Genomic DNA, 23,633 nt, shown 5'->3' with positions numbered 1-23,633 from the left:
GGGGTGACTGGGGGGGTGGCTGGGGGGGTAAGTTCCAGGATATCCACTCCTTCTCCACCGATATTATCTCCATTCCATAAAACAATATCCAATCGCATCCGATCAGGAGAAAAAGACTCTCGCAAAACAGGGATTTCTAATCCCATTTGCTCCCAGACATAACGCAAGTTTTGCAAACCACTACCAATACGCTCACCCACATTTACCAAAACAAACATCTTGAATACACTCGCATTGCGGGGATCACTGATGCCGCCTTCAAGAGCTTCGTCCATCGTGATGCGCAAAGCTCCCGGATTGGAAATCACCAGCCGGTCTTTATGTTTTTCGATGACAACACCTCTTCTGCCATGGTAGTCGGCATGGATCAACGCATTTGCCAAGGCTTCGCGCACTGCACCGTGAGCAGGCGTGTCATCAATACGGTCTAATCCGTTACGCAATTGAAAGGGTACTTTCAATCCGGATGTCAAACGATCGATAATCCTGAAATAAAAATCAAAAAGGTTACCCGACCAATCACCGGAAGCAGAAAAGACACGGTCCGTATAACGGTTCCCGTCTTCGATCTCCCGATAGTCCAGAAAATAATTCGGATATTCGTTGGTGATCAGCATTTCCGTACCAAACATCAGAATACCGGCTAAAGTCGGATGAACTTCAGGAGCGTCACTACTACGTTTAAGCGCACCGACTTTCAATAGAAACTCGACATCATCCAAAGTATTCCAGACATGTTCGGGTTTCAGATTACGAAAACGCATCCTGAAACGATAAATCGTATCTTTATCCAGTTCCTGCCAATCGACATTTTCTATTATTGTGCTATCTAAAGTAATATCCGCCTGGTCGCGAAGCATCGCTTTTACTTCTTCGCGTTGGCAATGATAATCACCATCGGCATTCCTCCGGTATGTACCGGCAAACAGATTGTCATTAATAAAAACGGGTTTATAATGACGGTCTGCACGAGGAACTTCAATAATTACAACGTCTTTATCTTCAATAGAAAGAGCATAAACCTGGCGATTGAAAAGCAGGTTATCGCTCACTTTCTGTTTATTATTAATCTGGTTCCAGAAAGATTGGATAATCTTGCCACTGTCCTCAACGCCGGAAACATAAAGCTCTTTATTTTTCTTATCTTCCGACACGCCAAGCAATATGATACCTCCATCCGTATTGCAGAAAGCGGAATAACTTTCCCATACAGATGCAGGAACCTCTTTTTCGGCCTTCTTCGCTTCCAGCCGAAAACTTTCTCCCTGACGGATCAATTGCAAGATTTCGCCTTCTGTCATCGCCCTACGCAATGATAAACAAACCCATTCTCCTCCAGCTCCTTCACATCATAGATATTCCTTCCATCCAATATCAGCGGCGTAGCCATCAACTTCTTGACAGCCGACCAGGAAGGCATACGGAACTCTTTCCATTCCGTGACAAGCAGGAGGGCATCGGCATCCACTACGGCATCATAAATATCTTTTGCATAATGGATCGTATCACCTAAACGACGGCGGGTTTCTTCCATCGAGACAGGATCATAGACATAGACTTCACAACCGGAAGCCAACAGTTTATCAATTAAAACTAAGGATGGGGCTTCGCGCATATCATCCGTTTCCGGCTTAAAGGCCAAACCCCAGATAGCTACGCGTTTTCCTTTCAGATCGCCTTTGAAATAATCATTCAGCTTACGGAACAGAATCGATTTCTGTTCTTCGTTGACTTCTTCAACAGCTTCCAGGATACGCATACAGTAACCATTCGATTTAGCCGTTTTAATCAACGCCTTTATATCTTTCGGGAAACAGGAGCCGCCATAGCCGATACCGGCATACAGGAAACGGTTGCCGATACGGGCATCCGAGCCAATCCCCTTACGTACCATATTCACATCCGCCCCGACGATCTCGCACAAATTCGCAATATCGTTCATAAAGCTGATACGGGTAGCCAACATAGCATTAGCCGCATACTTCGTCATCTCGGCGGAAGGGACATCCATGAAAATCACACGGAAATTATTCAACAGGAAAGGACGGTACAGACGAGTCATCAACTCTTCTGCACGTTCGGATTCAACACCGACAACCACACGGTCAGGACTCATAAAATCCTTAATAGCCGCACCTTCTTTCAGAAATTCGGGATTGGAAGCGACATCAAATTCAATCTGTAATCCCCGCTTATCCAATTCCTCCTGGATCGCTTCACGAACCTTGCGGGCCGTACCTACCGGAACGGTGCTCTTCGTCACGACCAGGAGATGTTTTGTCATGTTGCGACCGACGGTACGGGCTACTTCCAGCACATACTTCAAGTCGGCACTGCCATCTTCGTCGGGAGGAGTACCTACGGCACTGAAGAGGACTTCGACCTCGTTCAGGCATTCCGTCAAATCGGTTGTGAAATGGAGACGGCCGGCTTGCTGGTTACGGTGAACCATCTCTTCAAGACCAGGCTCGTAGATAGGAATGATACCTTGCTTCAGGTTTGTGATCTTTTCGGCATTTACGTCGACGCAGAAAACTTCGGTTCCCATTTCTGCGAAACATGTACCGGTGACAAGTCCCACATAACCTGTCCCCACTATAGCTATTTTCATGATTTTATAATCAAATAAAAGTTACGATTACGTGCCTCCAACAGGGTTTCGGGCACACAAAGGTTCGTCACTCCCATATGGGGAATGACGAAAACGCCACAAAGATAAGAAATTGGAACCATTGTACACCTTAAAATTTAGTTTTTGTACAAATTGACATATTCCACGTTAAGCGTACAAATTATAGTTCGGGATAATTATCCGTTGTCCCAAAAGGGGGTTATTGTATAAAACGCATTTTTCCGGTCCGAATGACGTCCGAAACAAAACAAATGTTAATCCGTTTTTTCGACCTCAAAAAGGGACTTTTTCGCCTTTTTTGAGTGTTTCCAGCAATTATGACCGTCCTCTTTGCCATTACGACCGTGCTAATGTGTAGTGCACTCGGCACCTCGCGAAGATTAGCACGGTCGTAATGGCGATTTGGACGGTCGTAATTGAAAAGAGGACCGTCTTAAGGGCAAAAAAGCACCTGAATTTCCTCGAGATATTCGGAACGCCGTCCGTTTTATTTTCAAATATTCGATTCTCCGGGAGTTAAGCTTTATCACTTTGTCGGTGTTCCCGGTTTCCGGTAATCAATTTGCACGTTTTTTGGAATGGGCTGCGCACCTCATTTTATCTGTTGTCAGCAGAACAGGCTAAAACAGTGAAAAAAGTCAGTTCAAAACCGATCAAGATTTCAGATGAAATAGAAAAATGCCGGGAAAAGGGGGTTATTGTAATTTCTCAATTTATCTCTTTCAATACAGAAAGCCAAACAACCACAACGGGATTTTATTTCCAAAGCCTGTTTCTATATCATCAGATGCTATATAGGAATCGGGAAGGTCTTTGATTTGCCGAAATCCTTTCCCGTTTCCTCCTATTTCAAACGAATATTTTTTTCCGACTAAAAAATCAGTTTGTAAAGAGGAGGATATTGGATGTACGGCCATCAGCTGATTGACAAAAAATGTTTCACGAACATTTCCTTCATTAGTGGAAGAGCCACCTAAAGCATACAGGATATTACTGTTATTTAAATAGATCTTATCCGGTTTATTCAACAAGCTCATTCCGTTCGCATCCGGATGCAACAAAATAAGCAAACCGGCTTTATGAAGATAAGAGAAATAGTTACTTAAAGAAGTCCGATTGATACCTAACTCCGAACTTAATTTTGTCATGTTAGGTGTAAACGGGACCAAAGAAGAAACGATGCCCAACAGCTTCTTCATCTTCATCACGGAGGAATAATCTATTTTCTCTACAGCCGGCAAGTCCCCGTCCAATATAGTATTTATCACGTTCTGGATCCGGATCGGATAGACTTTCAAGCCCTCTTTGTAAAACGGATAGTATCCATTCTTCAGATAATCCTTAAAACAGGGTAATATCTTGACTTTCCCAACGATATCCATACAGATATCCTGATGCCGGGACAGTATTTCATCCAAAGAAACGGGCGGCACGTTCAAAACCTTTTCAAAAGCAAGATATTCGCGAAAAGACAATCCATGCAGGTGGTAACTGATCGCCCGTCGACTTAAATCCGCATTCGATTTATATATTTCAAGGATAGACGATCCTGTAAAAACAATATGCAGATCCGGATAACTGTCATAAATATTTTTAATTTCACGAGCCCAATCGGGATAACGATGCACCTCATCCAGAAATAAATACTGACCACCGTAGGAATGGAACTGACGGGCCAGATCGACTACTGTATGGGTTGTGAACCAGACATGATCCAAACTGACAAACAAAGCCTTGCTCTTGTCCCTTATATCCAGTTTTATATGCTGCAAAAGGAGCGTAGTTTTTCCTGTTCCCCGTGCCCCTGTTATACCTATGAGCCGGAGATCCCAATCGATTTCTTTATAGAGATAGCGTACGAAATCTGTTTGCGTAGCAGCTATCAACTGCTGATAAATACTGATTAATGTTTCCATATTGTTCTTTTCATTGTACAAATATAAGCAAAATCGTTCTATATAAAGTACAGTTTTAGGCAAAACTGTACTTTTCACGGAACACTTTTAAATACAAACCCTGCTTTTATAAGCACGACAAGCCTTTCTCCACCCCGCACAAACCACCCCCTAAACAATTTCTTATCACCAACTAACGTCTAAAATGAATTAATTGTGTAAATTTGCCGTTCAAACTAAATGACTGATGGGCGTAGAAATTAGAGAAGTTACCAGTAAGAAGGAACTGAAGAAATTCGTAAAATTCAATATCGAATTATACAAAGGCAACCCGTATCATGTGCCAGGACTAATAGAAGAAGAGATGGTGACGTTGGATAAAAAGAAGAATCCTGCGTTCGAAGTGTGTGATGCAATCTATTTTCTGGCTTACAAAGACGGAAAAGTTGTGGGACGTATTGCGGGGATGGTTAATCGCCGGAGTAATGAAACATGGAACCAGAAGAGAGCCCGTTTCGGGTTTGTCGATTTTATCGACGACGTGGAGGTGGTCGATGCTTTATTCAACGCTGTCGAGAAATGGGCGCGTGAACAAGGCATGAATGAGATACACGGGCCGATGGGATTCACGGATATGGACCACGAAGGGATGCTGATAGAAGGATTTGATCAGCTCGGGACAATGGCGACGATCTATAATTATCCGTACTATCCGAAACAGATGGAGCGTATGGGATATACGAAAGATCAGGATTGGCACGAGTTCAAGATATATATTCCGGAGGGAGTGCCGGAAAAACATTTGCGTATCGGAGAGATCGTAAAGAAAAAGTACGGGCTGAAGGTGATGAAGTTCAAGAATGCCAAGGCGATCATGCCTTATGCGCAGAAAGTATTTCAGACCCTGAACGAGTCGTATGCACCTCTGTACGGGTTTGCACGGCTCACTCAGAAACAGATCGATTTTTATCTCGCCACGTACATACCGATGCTTCGGTATGACCTGGTTACGCTCATCGTTCGCGAGGAAGATGACGTAGTGGTCGGTTTCGGTATTTCGCTGCCTAACCTGTCCAAGGCGATGCAGAAAGCGAAAGGGCATCTTTTCCCCTTCGGTTGGATTTATCTGCTGAAGGCGTTGAAAAGCAAGCCGAAAGTAATCGATTTGTATCTGACCGGCGTTTTGCCGGAGTACCAGAGTAAGGGAGTAAACGCGTTGTTGTTTAACGACCTGATCCCGGTATATAAGAGTGTAGGAGCTGTTTACGCTGAAAGTAATCCGGAGTTGGAAACAAACAATGCGGTACAGGCACAATGGGATTATTTTAAACGTGAACATCATAAAACAAGAAGAGCTTTTATAAAACAATTATAATCTATGGACGAACTGAATTCAACAATGCAACAGCCGACAGCGTACGATGATGACGACATCAAGACGCTTGACTGGATGGAACATATCCGTCGCCGCCCCGGTATGTATATCGGGAAGTTAGGGGATGGTAGTTATGCCGATGACGGTATTTATGTATTGCTGAAAGAGGTGCTGGACAACTCCATCGACGAATACATGATGGGGTACGGTAAAACCATAGAAGTGACCGTTGAAGAAGGCACCGTCTCCGTACGCGACTATGGCCGCGGGGTTCCGTTAGGCAAGGTGGTCGACGTCTCCAGCAAGATGAATACCGGAGCCAAATACGACAGCAAGGCTTTCAAGAAGTCGGTCGGTCTGAACGGTGTCGGTATCAAGGCGGTGAATGCCTTAAGCAGCTATTTCCTGATCACCAGCCACCGCGACGGCGAATGCAAGCGGGTGGAATACAGCAAGGCGATCGTGACGGAAGACGCTCCTATCTGCCCGACGGAAGAGCCGAACGGGACACTGACTTATTTTATTCCGGACAAGGAGATATTCAAGGATTACCAGTACAAGGACGAGTACATCGAGAGCCTGCTGAAGAACTATGTGTTCCTGAACTCCGGATTGACAATCATCTTTAACGGCAAGAAGTTCCATTCCCGCAACGGTCTGGTGGACTTGCTGAACGAGAACATGACGACCGAGCCTTTATACCCGATCATCCATCTGAAAGGGGAAGACATAGAGGTCGTAATCACGCACAGTAACCAGTACGGGGAAGAATATTACTCGTTCGTCAACGGACAGCATACGACACAAGGCGGTACGCACCTCTCGGCTTTCCGCGAAGCGTTGGGGCGTGTGATAAAGGAATATTACAACAAGAATTTCGAATATTCGGATATCCGTGCCGGTGTAGTAGCCGCCATCAGTATCAAGGTGGAAGAGCCGGTGTTCGAAAGCCAGACCAAGACCAAGCTTGGATCAAAAGATATGGGACCGGAGGGTCCTTCGGTCGGTAAGTTTATCGGGGATTTCATCAAGAAGGAACTGGATAACTACCTGCACAAGAACGCAGAGACTTCGGACGCTTTGCTCCGCAAGATACAGGAGTCGGAAAAGGAACGCAAAGCGATTGCCGGCGTGACGAAACTGGCCCGTGAACGTGCCAAGAAAGCGAATCTGCATAATAAGAAACTGCGCGATTGCCGCATTCACCTGAATGACACGAAAGGGGATAACCTGGAAGACAGTTGCATCTTCATCACCGAGGGTGACTCGGCAAGCGGTTCGATCACAAAGAGCCGCGATCCGAATTTACAGGCGGTATTCAGCCTTCGCGGTAAACCGCTTAACAGCTATGGGCTGACCAAGAAAATTGTTTATGAGAACGAAGAGTTCAACCTGCTTCAGGCGGCGTTGAATATCGAGGACGGGTTGGAAGGTTTACGATATAATAAGGTAATCATTGCGACCGATGCCGATGTGGACGGTATGCATATCCGCCTGTTGCTGATCACGTTCTTCCTGCAGTTCTTCCCGGACCTGATCAAACGGAATCATGTCTATATCCTGCAAACGCCGCTGTTCCGTGTGCGCAATAAACAGAAAACCTGGTATTGCTACAGTGAAGAGGAACGCGTGAATGCGATTGCCGCCGCAGGAAAGAATGCAGAGATCACCCGATTCAAAGGTCTCGGCGAGATTTCTCCGGACGAGTTCAAGCATTTTATCGGAAAGGATATCCGCCTGGATCCGGTAACGATGAAGAAGGAAGACCTCGTGAAAGATATGCTGGAATTCTATATGGGCAAGAACACCATGGAACGACAGAACTTTATCATTGACAATTTGGTTGTAGAAGAAGACGTGGTTAATTGAAAATGAAAGAGAATATGGCAAAACGAATTGCTCTTTTTCCCGGGACGTTCGACCCGTTTACGATCGGTCATGAGTCGTTGGTAAGCCGCGGGCTCGAGCTGGTGGATGAGATTATTATTTCCATCGGTATCAACGACACGAAACAGACTCATTTCTCCTTAGAGAAACGGTTGGAAGCGATCCGTGAGTTATACAAGGATGAACCGCGCGTGCAGGTCATGTCGTACGATTCGCTGACGGTCGATTTCGCCCAACAGATGCAGGCAGGGTTTATCCTGCGCGGCATCCGTACGGTGAACGATTTCGAATATGAAAAGAGTATTGCCGACGTAAACCGGAAGTTGAGCGGTATCGAGACGTTCATTCTCTTTACGGAACCGGAACATACGCATATCAGTTCCAGCATCGTGCGGGAATTGTTACGGTATGGCAAAGATATTTCCCAGTTTGTGCCGAAAGGGACAAACCTTTATTAATAAATTAGAACAATGAAAAAAATTATCCTGCCACTCCTTATATTGAGTGTTTTTGCTGCTTCGATGTCGGCACAACGTGGTAACAACGTGGATGCCCGCAAGCTTCAGTTGGCTCTGTATGCCATCTCCAATCTGTACGTGGATTCTACAAGTGAAACAAAACTGGTGGAAGATGCTATTGTAGGCATGTTGGAGAAACTGGACCCCCACTCTACCTATACGGACCCGGAAGAGACAAAGGAGATGACAGAGCCGTTGCAGGGTAACTTCGACGGGATCGGCATTCAGTTCAATATGCTGACGGACACCTTATATGTGATCCAGGTAATCCCCGGCGGTCCTTCGGAAAAGGTAGGCTTGATGGCAGGCGACCGTATCATCATGGTAGACGATACGCTGATTGCCGGTGTCAAGATGAAGAATACGGATGTGATGAAACGTCTTCGCGGTCCAAAAAATACGGAAGTCCGCGTAAAGGTTTTGCGCAATGGCGTGCCGGACCTGATCGAGTTCAGAATCATTCGCGGAAAGATACCCGTGTACAGCTTAGACGCCGCATACATGGCGGATAAGACTACGGGATATATCAAGCTGAACCGTTTTGCGGCCTCTTCTGCCGACGAATTTAAGGAAGCATTGGAGAAACTGAAAAAGCAGGGAATGAAAAACCTGATCCTCGACCTGCAGGGTAATGGCGGCGGTTATCTGAACATAGCCATCGACCTGGCGGATGAGTTTTTAGGTAAAGATAAGCTGATCGTGTATACCGAAGGGAACAAACAGCCGCGTGAGGAAGCCAAGTCGACGGCCCGCGGTGGTTTCGAGGAAGGACGTTTGGTCGTATTGGTGGACGAAACATCCGCTTCCGCCAGTGAGATCCTTTCCGGAGCGATACAGGACTGGGACCGTGGCGTAGTTCTCGGTCGCCGGACGTTTGGAAAAGGGTTGGTGCAGAAACCGATCCCGATGCCTGACGGTTCGATGATCCGCCTGACTGTCGCCCGTTATTATACACCGACAGGCCGTTCCATCCAGAAACCGTATGTAAACGGCAATCAGGAACAGTATAACCACGACCTGATCGACCGTTATAACCGGGGCGAGCTGATGAGTGCGGATAGTATCCATTTCCCCGACTCGATGAAGTACAACACATTGGTGACAAAACGTATCGTTTACGGCGGCGGCGGTATTATGCCGGATGTCTTTATCCCGGTCGACACTTCCCGTTATACCGATTATCACCGCAGTGTGGTGGCAGCCGGACTGGTGAACCGCATCGCCATGAATTACCTGGACCGCCATCGTGCCGAGTTGAACAAGAAATATCCGAAGTTCGCCCAATACAAGCAGAACTTCAATGTTACGGAAGAGATGATGCAGGAACTGATCTCATTGGCGAAAGAAAATAAGATCAAGTTCAACGAAGAACAATACAACCGTTCCAAACCGCTGATCATGCTCCAGATCAAAGCTTTGATAGCCCGCGACCTGTATGACATGGCCGAGTACTTCCAAGTCATCAACGACGACAACGAAAGCTATCAGGAAGCCTTGCGCCTCATCAATGACGAACAGCGGTACGAAAAGGAGTTGGGACGATAAAAGTTGTATTATATAACAATTAACCTTATCTTTGTACAAACCATGATATTATGAAATACTATGAAGATGTAATATATATGCAAGAGGCTGAAGCCTTTCTTCGTTCTTTGGATAGTAAAGCAAGATTGAAAATCTTATACAATATATCCAAAACACAATATATTAGAGATATTGAGCTATTCAAAAAGCTGGACGAAGATATATGGGAATTCAGGACGCTATATAACAAAACTTATTATAGGCTACTTGCATTTTGGGATTCTGCATCTGAAACAGTCGTCGTTTGTACACATGGTTTTATTAAGAAGAGCGGTAAAACACCTCTCTCCGAATTGGAGCATGCAAAAGAGTTAAGAAAAAAATATTTTAACAACAATGAATAAGTTGACATCACATAGCGAACTATTAAACGAATTCATCGGTAAAAAAGGGACCACCGAACGGGATAAGTTTGAAGCTGAATTGAAGGCAGAAATCATTGCTTCCAAGTTAAAAGAAATGCGTATCCGTAAAAATATGACACAAGCCCAACTTGCAGAGTTGGTAGGCAAAGATAAAACACAGATTTCCAGGATTGAGAAGGGGCGCAATCTGACAATCTCCACTATTGTCCAATTAGTTGAGGCTCTCGGGGGTAAAATAAACTTCGATATTCAATTTGTATAAAATGTACTGGACACTATTTCTGACATTTGTAAAGATAGGGACTTTTACCATTGGGGGAGGATATGCGATGCTTCCCCTGATCCAACGGGAGGTGGTGGATAAAGGGTGGCTTTCGAAAGAAGACTTTGTCGATCTTTTCTCCGTCGCCCAGTCGCTGCCCGGGATATTTGCGGTAAACATCTCCATCTTTGTCGGTTATAAGCTGAAGAAAGTGCCGGGAGGCGTTGTCTGCGCCTTAGGAAGTATACTCCCTTCCTTCTTTATTATATTAGCGATTGCGCTGTTCTTTACACACGTACAGGACAATGTATGGGTGGAAAAAGCGTTCAAAGGACTGCGCCCGGCTGTTGTGGCACTGATTGCCGTGCCCTGTCTGACGACGGCGCGCTCCATCAAGATGAGCTATAAAGAGCTGATTATTCCTATTGCGGCGGCGCTACTGATTTGGAAAGGGGGACTGTCTCCGGTATGGATTATCGTGGCGGCCATTGTAGGGGGACTTATTTACGGACTGAAAATAAAGAAAGACTGATATGATCTGGTTGCAACTGTTTTACGTATATCTGAAAATCGGAATATTCGGCTTTGGCGGTGGCTATGCCATGCTCTCCCTGATACAGGCGGACGTGGTAGACCGTTACGGGTGGATTTCCTCGCAAGAATTTACGGATATCGTGGCAATCTCGCAGATGACACCGGGCCCGATCGGGATCAACAGTGCGACCTATATAGGATATACGGCGATCCATAATGCCGGCTATTCACCGGGAATGGCAATCTTAGGGTCTTGCCTGACGACTTTCGCCGTTTGCCTCCCTTCTTTCCTGTTGGTATTAGCTATCTCGTACGCCTTCGCCAAGTTCCGGAATAATAAATATGTCTCTGCCGCTTTCTACGGACTTCGCCCGGCCACCGTTGGCCTGATCGCGGCCGCAGCCTTGCTGCTGATGAACAGCGAAAACTTCATCGACTATAAGAGCTTCCTGATATTCGGCGCAGCCTTTATCCTGACCTGGAAGTTCAAGATCAACCCTATCCTGATGATTATTTTAGCAGGTATCGCCGGGATTGCCCTCTATTGGTAAATACGAGCAAAAACACCGATAAATCATCATTTAAAACCTTTCATCGATAGAAATTCCCTTTTTGTCGAGGGAAAGTTCCTCTTTTTCTAATCCGATTGTACAGGTTTCCACCGCTTTGTAGTTTTGCTTCCGTAAACAAGGTAAAAAGATTGTCAGGTTGCAAAACAAAAGCATTATGAAACGAATATCATCCATACTCCTCTCCTGCCTGCTTCTCCTGCCTGCCGGGATGAAAGCGGAGGACGACGTGCCAAAGCAGTGGACGCTCAGCGACTGTATCGATTATGCATTGGAGCATAACATCACGATCCGGCGTAACCGCATCAGCGTCGAAAGCACGCAAGAAGACGTAAAGACAGCGAAAGCTGATCTGCTCCCCTCCCTGAACGGAAGTATAAGCCAACGTGTCGTAAACCGCCCGAACAGTGCAAGCGGCACGATCATCAGTGGTGACAACATCACCACCAGCCAGAGTAAGACCTCCTACAACGGAAGCTACGGCATCGATGCCAACTGGACGGTCTACAACGGAAGCAAACGCCTGAACACCATCAAGCAACAAGAGCTGAACAGCCGCATAGCCGAGCTCAACGTTTCCGAAAGCGAGAACTCCATCGAAGAAAGCATCACCCAACTATATGTGCAGATACTCTACTCCGCCGAAGCCGTAAAGGTGAACGAATCGACACTGGAAGTAAGCCGGAAGGAATACGAACGCGGCCAGGAACTGTTCAACGTCGGGAGCATCGCCTCGAGCGACCTCGCCCAACTGGAAGCGCAGGTAAGCAACGACAATTACCAGTTAGTCACTTCGCAAGCTACCCTGCAGGACTACAAGCTGCAACTGAAACAGCTTCTCGAACTGGACGGAGACTTCGAAATGGCCCTCTACCTGCCGCAGTTAGACGACAGCAACGTGCTGATCCCGCTGCCTGCCAAAGACGATGTCTATCACACGGCTCTCAGCCTCCGTCCCGAAATAGAATCCGGCAAGCTGAATGTGGAGACTTCCGATCTGAGCATCAAGACGGCACGTGCCGGATACCTTCCGACCCTCAGCCTCAGCGCAGGCATCGGAACGACCAATGCCAACGGAAGCGACTTCAGCTTCAGCGAACAGGTCAAGCAGAACTGGAACAATTCGTTAGGCCTGACCCTAAGCATTCCCATCTTTGACAAGCGACAGACAAAAAGCTCCATCAACAAGGCCAAGTTACAACGGCAGACCAGCCAGTTAGACCTGCTTGACAAGCAAAAGACACTCTATAAGACGATCGAAAGCCTCTGGTTAAGCGCTAACAGCGCACAACAGCAATACGTAGCCGCTGCCCGGAAGCTGAAAAGCACTGAAACCAGCTACTCGCTCGTCAGCGAACAGTTTAACGTGGGTATGAAAAACACCGTCGAACTGCTCACCGAAAAGAACAACCTGCTAAGTGCACAACAGGAAACGCTTCAGGCCAAATATACGGCTATATTGAACGCCGGCCTGCTCCGCTTCTACCAGGGAGAAGAGATCAATCTATTTTAAAGAATAAAAACAGACAAGGATATGAACAAGAAGAAACTAATCATCGGTATAGTAGGCGTACTGGTCGTAGCCGGAGGCATCTGGTTCTTCACCGGTAAATCGTCGAAAGGCGGCATCAGACTCGAGACTGCCAAAGTGGGCCGTAGTTCCATCTCGAACACGGTGACAGCAACCGGAACAGTCGAACCGGTAACAGAAGTGGAAGTCGGTACGCAGGTATCCGGCATCATCGACAAACTGTATGCGGATTACAACGACGTGGTAAAGGCAGGACAGTTGATCGCCGAAATGGACAAGGTCAACCTGAAAGCCGAACTCGCCTCCGCCCAGGCACAGTTGGCAAGCAGTAAATGCGAGTATGAATACCAGCAAAAGAACTATGCCCGCAACAAGGTCCTCTATGAAAAGAAGCTGATCAGCGACTCCGACTACGAGACCGCGACTTACAACTACGAGAAAGCAAAAGCCGCTTACGAACAGAACCAGGCTTCCATGGTCAAGGTGAACCGTAACCTCGAATACGCAACCATTACCAGCCCGATAGACGGCGTTGTCATCAATCGTGCCGTTGAAGAAGGACAGACCGTTGCAGCAGGATTCGAGACACCGACCCTGTTCACCATCGCCGCCGACCTGACCAAGATGCAGGTGATCGCCGATGTGGATGAAGCCGATATAGGCAATGTCGAGAACGGACAACGCGTCTCCTTCACCGTCGATGCCTATCCGAACGATGTCTTCGAAGGGACAGTCACCCAGATCCGCCTCGGCGACAGCGAGAGCAGCAGTTCCGCTTCGACCTCCACATCAACGGTTGTGACCTATGAAGTAGTCATCTCGGCCGAAAACCCGGACCTGAAGTTGAAACCGCGCCTGACAGCCAATGTGACGATCTTCACGCTGGAACGCGACAATGTCCTCACCGTTCCGACCAAATCGCTCCGTTTCGTGCCGGATGCAGAGATGTTGGCCCAATTAGGTTACGTCGTATCCGATGCAAACATGGAAGCCCCGACCGGCAAGCGAATGGTATGGATCAAGAACGGACAGGAACTGAAGCCGAAGCTTGTCACCGTCGGTTCCACCAGCGGCAACATGATCGAGATAACCGACGGCCTCAATGAAGGCGAAGAGCTGGCTGTAGACCTCGAAGCAGCCTCCGCCGCCCCGACCGCCAGTGCCGAAACGGAACGCAGCCCTTTCATGCCAGGCCCTCCGGGAAGCAATAAAAACAAGAAGAGTGCAAAGTAGGAGAATCATGATGAAAGAGATAATCAAATTAGAAAACATCAAACGTGACTTCAAGGTCGGCGACGAGACCGTCCATGCCCTGCGCGGCGTCTCCTTCACGATCTACGAAGGCGAGTTTGTCACCATCATGGGGACATCCGGCTCCGGCAAGAGTACTTTGCTGAACACGTTAGGTTGCCTCGACACGCCGACCAGCGGAGAATACTACCTCGACGGCGTATCGGTCCGTACGATGGGGAAAAACTCCCGTGCGACCCTGCGCAACCGCAAGATCGGATTCGTCTTTCAGAGCTACAACCTGTTGCCGAAAACGACAGCGATCGAGAATGTAGAACTGCCCCTGATGTACAACCCCAACTACAGCGCAGCCGCCCGCCGTGAAAAGGCAATCGAATCGCTGATAGCCGTAGGCCTGGGCGACCGCCTGATGCACAAGAGCAACCAGATGTCCGGCGGACAGATGCAACGCGTCGCCATCGCCCGTGCACTGGTCAACGACCCTGCCGTGATCCTGGCGGACGAAGCGACCGGTAACCTCGATACCCGGACCTCGTTCGACATCCTGGTACTCTTCCAGAGACTTCATGCCGAAGGACGTACCATCATATTCGTGACCCACAACCCGGAGATCGCCCAATACAGTAGCCGCAACATCACGCTGCGCGACGGGCATGTCACCTCCGACACGGTCAATACGAATATCCAAGACGCAGCTGAAGCTTTGGCAAAACTACCAAAGAACGATGATTAATAATTATTCAATGTGCAAATGTGCCAATATGCCAATATGAAATCACAAAAGGCAATACGGCTATAGCACATTAACACATTGGCACATTGGCAAATTAACACATTATTCACAATGAACGGAACAAACCTAATAAAAATAGCCCTCCGGGCACTCGCCAATAACAAGCTGCGCGGCTTCCTTACGATGCTGGGTATCATTATCGGCGTTGCATCCGTGATCACGATGCTTGCCATCGGACAAGGTTCGAAGCGAAGCATACAGGCACAGATCAGCGAAATGGGTTCCAACATGATCATGATACATCCCGGAGCCGACGTGCGTGGCGGTGTCCGCCAGGATGCCTCAGCCATGGAAACGCTGAAGTTACAGGATTATGAAGACATAGCCGACGAAACCCGCTATGTCTCCGCCGTCTCCCCTTCTGTCAGCAGTAGCGGGCAGGCTATCTACGGAGCCAACAACGCGCCGACCACCGTCTACGGTATCAGTTCCGACTATCTCGAGATCCGCCGCTACAAGGTGCAGGACGGCGAGATGTTCAGTGACCAGGACGTGCAAACCGCCGCCAAGGTATGTGTAGTAGGGAAAACCGTTGTCGACAACCTCTTCCCCGAAGGGGGCAATCCGGTCGGCAAAGTGATACGATTCAAGAGTCTGCCTTTCCGCATCGTAGGCGTGCTGGAAAGCAAAGGATACAACAGCATGGGAATGGACCAGGACGACCTAATCTTAGCTCCATACACAACTATTCAGAAAAAGGTCCTGGCCATTACCCATTTGCAAGGCATTACCTGTTCGGCCCTCAAAGAGGAATATACCGACCAGGCCATCGACGAGATAACAGAGATACTCCGCCGCAACCATAAGTTGAAGGATACAGATGATGATGATTTTACGATCCGTAGCCAGCAGGAGTTGAGCACGATGTTGACAAGTACTACGGATATGATGACCGTGCTGTTGGCGGCTGTGGCGGGTATTTCTCTTCTCGTAGGTGGTATTGGAATTATGAACATCATGTACGTCAGCGTCACCGAACGTACACGTGAAATAGGCCTCCGCATGAGTATCGGGGCAAAAGGCATTGACATCCTGGCACAGTTTCTGATCGAGTCTATCCTGATCAGTGTGACAGGCGGTTTGATAGGTGTAGTCTTTGGAGTGGGCGCAGCGCTCATTGTGAACGGGGTCGCCCACTTTCCAATCTACATCCAGCCCTGGAGCGTGGTCCTGTCGTTTGCCGTATGTACCGTCACCGGCGTATTCTTCGGCTGGTACCCGGCTAAGAAGGCTGCACAACTCGACCCGATAGAGGCGATCCGATATGAATAGAATGCAAATAAAACGTATCTTTGCACAAATGAAAACTACGGAGACAATGCATAATACACTGCCGGCTCCCCCTTTTAAAGGGATGGGAAAATTGATACATATCGTAGCCTGGGGTATCCTCTTCGGGCTACCCTTCTTCTTTACAGGCCGGGAGTCGCAAACGGTGACTGTTATCAGCTACGTCCGCTCCGTCATCGTTCCGCTGTCGTTCATGCTGGTGTTCTATGCCAACTATTTCCTGTTGATCGATCATTTTCTGTTCACCAAGCATACATGGAAATTCTTCCTCAGCAATATCGTATTAATAGCCGCTGCAATGGGCGGTGTCCATCTGATGTTCGAATTGCTTCCGCATCCGGAATGGACGCATCCCAGACCGGAGAAAGAGATACAGGAGATCATCGGTTTCTTCATCGTGAATGCCATGTTATATCTGCTTGTAGCAGGACTAAGCGTCGCGATCAAAATGACAGGGAGCTGGTATCAGACCGAAACCGCCCGGCGGGAATTGGAGAAGAGCCGTGCCGAAGCCGAACTGCAGAACCTGAAGAGCCAGCTGAACCCGCATTTCCTGTTCAACACACTGAATAATATCTATAGCCTGATCGCTTTCAGCCCCGAACGGGCACAGGAGGCGGTGCACGACCTGAGCCGCCTCTTGCGTTACGTCCTCTATGAGAGCAGCCAGCCTGTCGTGCCGTTAGAGAAAGAGCTCGATTTTATCCGTAATTATGTGGAGTTGATGCGTATCCGCCTGCCGGAACATGCCCGGTTGACCACTGCCATCTCATCCGTCAATCCGTCAACACCCGTAGCTCCGCTCCTTTTCATCTCGCTGATCGAGAATGCGTTCAAGCATGGGGTGAGCAATAACAAACCGTCTTTCATCGATCTGGACATCCATCAGGAGGGCGAGCGGATCATCTGCTCCATCCGCAACAGCTATTTCCCGAAAGATACCAACCAGGACAAGAGCGGTTCCGGCATCGGCCTGCAGAACCTCCGCCGCCGGCTGGAGTTGCTGTATCCCAACCGCCATATCTTCTCGTGCAAGGCAGAGGACGACAACTACCACAGCTTGCTGGAACTGCAGGCGTCTCCCCTCATCGATCAATGATATGACATAATTCATGGGGTGGATGTGACGGGGTTACAGGATTTTGCTTACTTTTGCTTGCATCATCTAACAGATAACCGCATATGAAACTGACCTGTGCCATCATCGACGACGAACCACTGGCGATCAGCCTTTTGGAAAGCTATGTGAACAAGACGCCTTTCCTTGAGTTGGCGGGGAAATATAATAGCGCCGTCAACGCACTTCCCGTACTCAGCAAGGAACCTGTCGATCTGCTTTTCCTGGATATCCAGATGCCGGAATTGAGCGGTATGGAGTTCTCGCGCATACTGGAGGCCAATACCCGTATCATCTTTACGACGGCTTTCGGGCAATATGCACTCGACAGCTATAAGGTGAATGCGCTCGATTATCTGTTGAAGCCGATCAGTTACCCGGATTTCCTCAAGGCGGCCAACAAGGCGCTGCAATGGTATGAGTTGGCGCGAACCGCCCCTACGACAACGAGTATCGAATCGATCTTTATCAAGACGGAATACAAATTGGTTCAGATCGAACTGCGCAAGATACTCTATATCGAGGGGTTGAAGGATTATGTCAAGATTTACATCGAGGATGAAGCGCATCCTGTTCTCTCCCTGATGAGCATGAAGTCGCTGGAAGAAATGCTTCCGACAGACCGTTTCATCCGCGTACACCGTTCCTTCATCGTCCAGCCGGAAAAAATCAGGGTGATCGAACGGAACCGGATTGTGTTCGGCAAAGAATACATCCCGATCTCCGACAACTACAAACAGAAGTTCATGGATTTCCTCGCCCAGCGGTCACTGCTTCCGTAATCAGAAGAGCTGCAACAGGAGTTTCTCCAGGCCTTTGGTCATCTGCCCCATACTGCATGAGTAGTTATTCGAGAAGACGGCGACGGCATACGTCTTTCCGTCTTTGGTGATATAGCCGGCATAACTCCGGACTCCGGTCATGCCTCCACTCTTCAGGCGGGCATTTCCTTGCAGCTTCGTCCCTTTTAACAGATTACGGACGGAACCTTCCACCCCGGCTTGCGGAAGCGAAGCGATGAAAGCATCGGATACGTCAGACTGCGTAGCCATATAGACCAACAGTTCCCCGATAAACGCGGCAGAGACCTTATCCGCGGGAGCAGCACCGCAGCCGTCATGCATCTTCAACAGAAAAACGTCCAATCCTTTCTTCTCCCAATATTCCTTTACCACCTGTACGCCACGGCCAAAAGAAGAAATCACTTCATTCCGGCGAGGCTTATACTGCAAACCGACGGTTTTGAGTAAGGCATCCGCAAACAGATTATGGCTGACATGGTTACATACGCTTGCGATCTCCCCCAAAGTAGGCGAATAAGTGGTGACCACATGGGTACGTTCTTGTTTCTTCCACCGGTTCTGTTCCATTTCCATACGATAGCAGGAAGGAGCTCCATCCACCCGGATTCCTTTCTGACGCAACCGGGCAGTCAGGTATTCTGCCATAAACAAGGCCGGATCAGGGATATCCCCTTTCAACACATATTGCTCACGGTTGGCAGGGAGGACTCCATATAAATAACGCACATTGTCAAACGGCGAGCCTATGATATAGGCGCTGTCCGAAGAGACGGAAAGGGCTTTCAGGTAATTCTTAAAACAGATAGAGGGAATATCCGGGTCCGTTCCCTTTACGGAAGGCTGTGTCCCGGCAGGACCGGTCTGCAAAGACAGCTTATACAGGTTATCGAAAACAGAGATGCCATAGCTACCGGCGGCATAATAGTTTCCCATATCTTCCCGAAGCCATTTGATAGAGATGCCTTCCGTATCGAAAATGCTTTCATCCGAAATAACGGAACCCGTAATCTGTTTGATACCCGCTTTCTGCAAAGCAGCGATCCAGGTAGCCAGGAACTTGTTTTGCTCCGGAGCGAAATGTGAAGAGCCCAAAGAGGGGTCACCGCTTCCCTTTATATACAGATTACCGTGCAAAACACCATCTTGCAGTGTCCCATCATATTCCAGTGAAGTCGGATAGCGATAGTCTTCCCCCAATATCTCGAGCGCCGTAGCTGTAGTAACAGTCTTCAAAACCGATGCCGGAGAAAGCAGGCGGTCGGTATCATAACTATAAACTGTTTTGCCTTCCTTCACGTCTTTTACAATCAGTGAAAAAGAAGCACCCTGCATATAAGGGGCCTGCAGCAATTGTTTAACAGGCACGGGTACTTGCGCTTCTGCCAACAGCTGAAAACAAAAGAACAGGCAAATCGGTAATATTTTGTTTCGTATCATCCTTTCTATTAGACTTTATTTTATCTTTGCCCAAAGATAATAATTATATATGAACCCACTATTCGATAAACCGTTTACATTCGACAGGGTGGCGCGTATCCTTTTCGGCCTCGCCGTGATCAGTGGTATCATCTATCTGATTGCTGTCCTGCGTAATGCTTTGTTGCCTTTCCTGATAGCCTGGCTGCTGGCCTATATGATGCAACCATTTGTCCGTTTTTTCCAATATAAAGTAAAGCTGAAAAGCCGGTTATTATCTATTCTGGCTGTACTCATCTCCACACTTCTTATTTTATCGTTAGTCACTGTATTGGTCGTTCCTTCCGTCACACAGGAGGTTAACAGGACCGTTGAACTAATGCAAGAACATAACCGGAACTACGGACGTATTCCGATGATCCCGCAGGCTTGGACCGAATATATCGAGAAAAACATCGACCCCGACCAGTTGGCCCAACTGCTGAGTAAGGAGAATATTGAGAAAGCCGTCAAACAGATCGCACCGAAAATGTGGGTGGTGTTGACCAACACTTTTTCCATACTTTTCAGCATCACAATTGTCTTTGTAATTTTTCTCTATTTCATCTTTATCCTGCTGGATTACGAACGGATAGCAAGCGGCTGGGTTCACCTGATCCCGGAACGCTACCGGCCTTTCGTGCAAGGCTTGGCTGACGATGTCGAATACAGTATGAACCGTTATTTCCGCGGCCAGTCACTGATTGCGCTCAGTGTCGGGGTTCTGCTGGCTATCGGATTCAGGATTGTCGGTTTCCCGCTGGCAGTCATCTTAGGATTGTTCATCGGTGTCCTGAATCTGATTCCGTACATGCAGACCATCGGCATCATCCCGATGATATTGCTCAGTCTCCTCAAGTCTGCCGAAACAGGTGATAACTTCTGGATAATCTTCGGCTCAGGCATCCTTGTCCTCGGTATCGTACAATGCATACAGGATCTATTCCTCACCCCCCGTATCATGGGAAAGGCCATGGGATTGAATCCCGCCATCATTCTTCTGTCTTTATCCATATGGGGTACTTTGCTCGGATTTATAGGCCTGATCATAGCACTTCCCCTAACGACACTCTTTCTCTCTTATTATAAACGTTTTATACTGATGGAAGATGATCATTCACTCACGGAAAAGAACGAGATATCAAAGGCTCAAAAGAGAAAAACGACACCCGATGAGTAAAAAACTCACCTGAAGTGTTGCATATATAAAAAAAAGCCCTACCTTTGCACCCGCATTACAGAAGTAACGCACAGGATGAATCGCTAGCTCAGCAGGTAGAGCACATCCCTTTTAAGGATGGGGTCCTGGGTTCGAACCCCAGGCGGTTCACTCAAACTTAAAGGCTTAGAGACTTATCTCCAAGCCTTTTTTTATTTGTTACCTTATAAGACAGTTACAAAAATGAAACGTATCGTTTTTTTAGACTATGTGCGCGTGTTCGCATGCTTCCTCGTCATTGTCGTCCATGCCAGTGAGAACTTTTATGGTGCAGCCGGATCTACAGACATGGCGGGACCGCAATCCTATTTGGCCAACGAGGCCGACCGGCTCTGGGTTTCCGTGTACGACGGTTTCTCACGCATGGCAGTTCCTCTGTTCATGATTGTTTCCGCCTTTCTTCTTGTACCGATGAAGGAAGAACAAAGTATGTGGCAATTCTACCGCCGGCGTTTCACCCGCATCCTGCCGCCGTTTTTCATATTCATGATACTGTATAGCACGCTGCCTCTGCTATGGGGACAGATAGACAGGGATACATCCTTAACCGACCTGTCGCGAATATTACTGAACTTTCCTTCGCTGGCCGGACATCTGTGGTTCATGTATCCTTTGATCAGTCTGTATCTCTTCATCCCTATAATCTCTCCATGGCTGAGCAAAGCCACAGCAAAAGAAGAACGTTTCTTCATAGGGCTGTTCCTCTTATCGACATGCATGCCGTATCTCAACCGATGGTCCGGTGAAGTATGGGGACAATGTTTTTGGAACGAATACCATATGTTGTGGTATTTCTCCGGTTATTTAGGATACCTCGTATTGGCGCACTACATACGTGTGCACCTTACATGGGATCGTACAAAACGCCTCGCTATAGGAACCGTTTTAATGCTTATCGGAGCTGCATCGACCATCTATTCGTTCTATATCCAGGCTATACCCGGAGAAACCCTTACCACTCCTGTTATAGAGATAGGATGGGCTTTCTGCACAATTAACTGTGTGATTCTCACAACGGGCACATTCCTTATGTTTACATGCATAAGCCGGCCGAAAGCCCCACGACTCATAACGGAATTATCAAAACTCAGTTATGGCATATACCTTATGCACATATTCTGGCTCGGGCTATGGGTAACAGTATTCAAGCATACATTAGGATTGCCTACTGTTGCCGCCATACCCTGTATTGCTGTCAGTACCTTTATTTGCTGTTTCGTAACGACCAAGATTCTCTCGTATATACCGGGCAGTAGATGGATTATAGGAGATTAATCCCCGCCTTCCGTGCCTGCGAGTGCTGGAATTGGCGTTTGACGTGATAGAGTTTGCCATCTTTGATAAACTTTGCCCCGGTCTGCTTAAACCAGAACGAGATGCCGTTTTTTGCGCAAACATCATGAAGTTCCATTACCCAGTCGAAATCGCAGGGACGGACATCATAGCCTGATTCACCTCCGACGACAACCTGTTCCACCCATTCGCCTATGCGGAAAGGGGTGAGATCAATCCGCTCCAGCAACGGCTCACAGATGATAATCTTATGCTTGATGGGAGAAGTGCGGTAAATCGGCAAACGATAATTGGCACGGGACTGATTCTCGACTGTGCAGCAGATGGTCACATTGTCGTATCCGTCTCCCCAATCATCCGGCAGACATTGGGCAAGGCGGTCGATCCGTTTGGTAATCATCATGAAGTTCAAGTCACTGCGCTGCCGTATCATCTCCCAGGCATCGGAACGCCATTCATCGGCGTCGCTGACAAAGAAATCGGAAGTGAAACAGGTATAGACCAATGTCCCGGACGGGATTTTATATTCCCCGTTACGCTTTCGGCGGATAGGTACATCAAAACTCTTGGTCTGTGTCACTACAGTACTGTCCACCTCTCTTCTTGCATCTCCCCGATAGACATAGCAATGCATGCAGCCCTCACTCAACTTGTGACAGCCGTGCCACGGATTCCACAGGGCGGATTTCTTGACGATAGCATTCGCCGGCATAGTGTTACTGTTTAGCGATCGACCTGACAACTTCTATATTACCACTTCGGGTTCCATTCGGTTCTCGTACCGTCTTCAGTGGAGTAATTACCCAAAGAGTTTTCTTTGGATTGGATGACCATATAGATCATCGGTTCATCAGACGAATTCCTCATGCCCCTCGAAGGTGCAGGTGCAACACGGATAACCGAGCCTTCACAAATGGGAAAGCAATCATCGTCTATCTGGAAGTCGCCATTGCCTTTAAGGATGATATAAGTCTCTTCGTTATCAGCATGGCGATGAAAGTAGGGAACTTCTGCATGGGGTGGCAGAGTATTGAATGAGATCTCCGTTCCGGTAGCTCCCGTAAGATCTTTCAGGAACAGCTTCCCGAATATCTCGGTTTTCAACTTCGGATGAATAAGAGAATACTCTCCGACACGATCCAGCGCACCCATATCAATGGCGGTATAGCCTTTGCCTTTTGTAATTTGTTCTACATTCTTCATTGCTCTAATATTTTATATATTGCACTACATATCCATCCATAGAGGTTAATCTGAGTC

Annotated in this window: 22 protein-coding genes and 1 tRNA gene; 17 read left to right on the top strand and 6 right to left on the bottom strand. The window is 47.8% G+C overall.

The features are described from left to right. The 3 genes from DWW90_RS18810 to DWW90_RS18800 all read right to left on the bottom strand — a co-directional run. Positions 1-1,301: RNA-binding domain-containing protein (locus DWW90_RS18810; RefSeq protein ID WP_122346082.1), on the bottom strand; the 1,301-nt coding region annotated here is incomplete at its 3' end. Next, positions 1,298-2,611: a UDP-glucose/GDP-mannose dehydrogenase family protein gene (locus tag DWW90_RS18805; protein ID WP_115498340.1), complete on the bottom strand. Its 1,314-nt coding sequence runs from the start codon at positions 2,609-2,611 to the stop codon at positions 1,298-1,300. The genes DWW90_RS18810 and DWW90_RS18805, both read right to left, overlap by 4 nt. 743 nt (positions 2,612-3,354) lie before the next feature. Continuing rightward, positions 3,355-4,548 carry an ATP-binding protein gene (locus DWW90_RS18800; protein WP_122346081.1) on the bottom strand — a complete coding sequence of 398 codons (1,194 nt, stop codon included), beginning with the start codon at positions 4,546-4,548 and terminating at the stop codon, positions 3,355-3,357. 226 nt (positions 4,549-4,774) lie between these two features. Here DWW90_RS18800 and DWW90_RS18795 point away from each other — a divergent pair, with 226 nt between their 5' ends. The 14 genes from DWW90_RS18795 to DWW90_RS18730 all read left to right on the top strand — a co-directional run bounded on the left by DWW90_RS18795 (position 4,775) and on the right by DWW90_RS18730 (position 18,385). Then, complete coding sequence (locus tag DWW90_RS18795; RefSeq protein WP_122331521.1) at positions 4,775-5,902, top strand: hypothetical protein; 1,128 nt, start codon at positions 4,775-4,777, stop codon at positions 5,900-5,902. A 3-nt stretch (positions 5,903-5,905) separates the two neighbouring features. Next, positions 5,906-7,771, top strand: coding sequence for a DNA topoisomerase IV subunit B (locus DWW90_RS18790; RefSeq protein WP_122346080.1), 1,866 nt, complete (start codon positions 5,906-5,908; stop codon positions 7,769-7,771). A gap of 14 nt (positions 7,772-7,785) precedes the next feature. Beyond that, complete coding sequence (coaD, locus tag DWW90_RS18785; protein WP_122331530.1) at positions 7,786-8,247, top strand: pantetheine-phosphate adenylyltransferase; 462 nt, start codon at positions 7,786-7,788, stop codon at positions 8,245-8,247. Positions 8,248-8,259: 12 nt separating this feature from the next. Then, positions 8,260-9,852, top strand: a complete 1,593-nt coding sequence (locus DWW90_RS18780) for a S41 family peptidase (RefSeq protein ID WP_122346079.1) — start codon at positions 8,260-8,262, stop codon at positions 9,850-9,852. Positions 9,853-9,902: 50 nt separating this feature from the next. Beyond that, entirely contained in the window at positions 9,903-10,235 is a 333-nt protein-coding gene (locus DWW90_RS18775) for a type II toxin-antitoxin system RelE/ParE family toxin (RefSeq protein ID WP_199662217.1), read from the top strand. After that, positions 10,228-10,518: a helix-turn-helix domain-containing protein gene (locus tag DWW90_RS18770; RefSeq protein ID WP_115498336.1), complete on the top strand. Its 291-nt coding sequence runs from the start codon at positions 10,228-10,230 to the stop codon at positions 10,516-10,518. The genes DWW90_RS18775 and DWW90_RS18770 overlap by 8 nt, the downstream gene beginning before the upstream one ends. Before the next feature lies 1 nt (position 10,519). Beyond that, entirely contained in the window at positions 10,520-11,050 is a 531-nt protein-coding gene (locus tag DWW90_RS18765) for a chromate transporter (protein ID WP_122346078.1), read from the top strand. 1 nt (position 11,051) lies between these two features. Then, positions 11,052-11,603, top strand: a complete 552-nt coding sequence (locus tag DWW90_RS18760) for a chromate transporter (RefSeq protein WP_115498334.1) — start codon at positions 11,052-11,054, stop codon at positions 11,601-11,603. 175 nt (positions 11,604-11,778) lie between these two features. Next, complete coding sequence (locus DWW90_RS18755; RefSeq protein WP_122346077.1) at positions 11,779-13,134, top strand: TolC family protein; 1,356 nt, start codon at positions 11,779-11,781, stop codon at positions 13,132-13,134. Between the two features lie 21 nt (positions 13,135-13,155). Then, positions 13,156-14,385, top strand: a complete 1,230-nt coding sequence (locus DWW90_RS18750) for an efflux RND transporter periplasmic adaptor subunit (RefSeq protein WP_115498332.1) — start codon at positions 13,156-13,158, stop codon at positions 14,383-14,385. 10 nt (positions 14,386-14,395) lie between these two features. Next, entirely contained in the window at positions 14,396-15,136 is a 741-nt protein-coding gene (locus DWW90_RS18745; protein WP_122346085.1) for an ABC transporter ATP-binding protein, read from the top strand. Between the two features lie 111 nt (positions 15,137-15,247). Then, a complete protein-coding gene (locus tag DWW90_RS18740) occupies positions 15,248-16,468 on the top strand; it encodes an ABC transporter permease (RefSeq protein WP_115498331.1) in 1,221 nt (406 codons plus the stop codon). A gap of 46 nt (positions 16,469-16,514) precedes the next feature. Next, complete coding sequence (locus tag DWW90_RS18735) at positions 16,515-17,585, top strand: sensor histidine kinase (RefSeq protein ID WP_122346084.1); 1,071 nt, start codon at positions 16,515-16,517, stop codon at positions 17,583-17,585. Between the two features lie 83 nt (positions 17,586-17,668). Next, positions 17,669-18,385 carry a LytTR family DNA-binding domain-containing protein gene (locus DWW90_RS18730; protein ID WP_122346076.1) on the top strand — a complete coding sequence of 239 codons (717 nt, stop codon included), beginning with the start codon at positions 17,669-17,671 and terminating at the stop codon, positions 18,383-18,385. Here the strand turns inward: DWW90_RS18730 and dacB are convergent, their stop codons facing one another. After that, the gene (gene dacB / locus DWW90_RS18725; RefSeq protein WP_122346075.1) at positions 18,386-19,843 is read right to left on the bottom strand and encodes a D-alanyl-D-alanine carboxypeptidase/D-alanyl-D-alanine-endopeptidase; all 1,458 of its coding nucleotides are present in this window, start codon (positions 19,841-19,843) and stop codon (positions 18,386-18,388) included. A gap of 49 nt (positions 19,844-19,892) precedes the next feature. On the opposite strand from dacB, the gene DWW90_RS18720 reads away from it, so the two are divergent. The 3 genes from DWW90_RS18720 (at position 19,893) to DWW90_RS18710 (ending at position 22,355) form a co-directional block, all read left to right on the top strand. Then, positions 19,893-21,041, top strand: a complete 1,149-nt coding sequence (locus tag DWW90_RS18720) for an AI-2E family transporter (RefSeq protein WP_122346074.1) — start codon at positions 19,893-19,895, stop codon at positions 21,039-21,041. 77 nt (positions 21,042-21,118) lie between these two features. Then, a tRNA-Lys gene (locus DWW90_RS18715) sits at positions 21,119-21,191 on the top strand. Between the two features lie 72 nt (positions 21,192-21,263). After that, entirely contained in the window at positions 21,264-22,355 is a 1,092-nt protein-coding gene (locus DWW90_RS18710) for an acyltransferase (RefSeq protein ID WP_122346073.1), read from the top strand. Here DWW90_RS18710 and DWW90_RS18705 read toward each other — a convergent pair. Together DWW90_RS18705 and DWW90_RS18700 are read right to left on the bottom strand one after the other, a co-directional pair. After that, positions 22,342-23,085, bottom strand: a complete 744-nt coding sequence (locus DWW90_RS18705) for a DUF5131 family protein (protein ID WP_122346072.1) — start codon at positions 23,083-23,085, stop codon at positions 22,342-22,344. The two genes, DWW90_RS18710 and DWW90_RS18705, sit on opposite strands and share 14 nt — an antisense overlap. A 38-nt stretch (positions 23,086-23,123) precedes the next feature. Further along, on the bottom strand, positions 23,124-23,576 hold the full coding sequence (locus DWW90_RS18700) for a cupin domain-containing protein (protein ID WP_115498324.1): 453 nt from the start codon (positions 23,574-23,576) through the stop codon (positions 23,124-23,126). Positions 23,577-23,633: the final 57 nt, after the last annotated feature.

This window comes from Parabacteroides sp. AF17-28, from assembly GCF_003479205.1.
Taxonomy (GTDB): domain Bacteria; phylum Bacteroidota; class Bacteroidia; order Bacteroidales; family Tannerellaceae; genus Parabacteroides; species Parabacteroides acidifaciens.
This window is presented reverse-complemented; position numbering and strand designations above follow the sequence as displayed.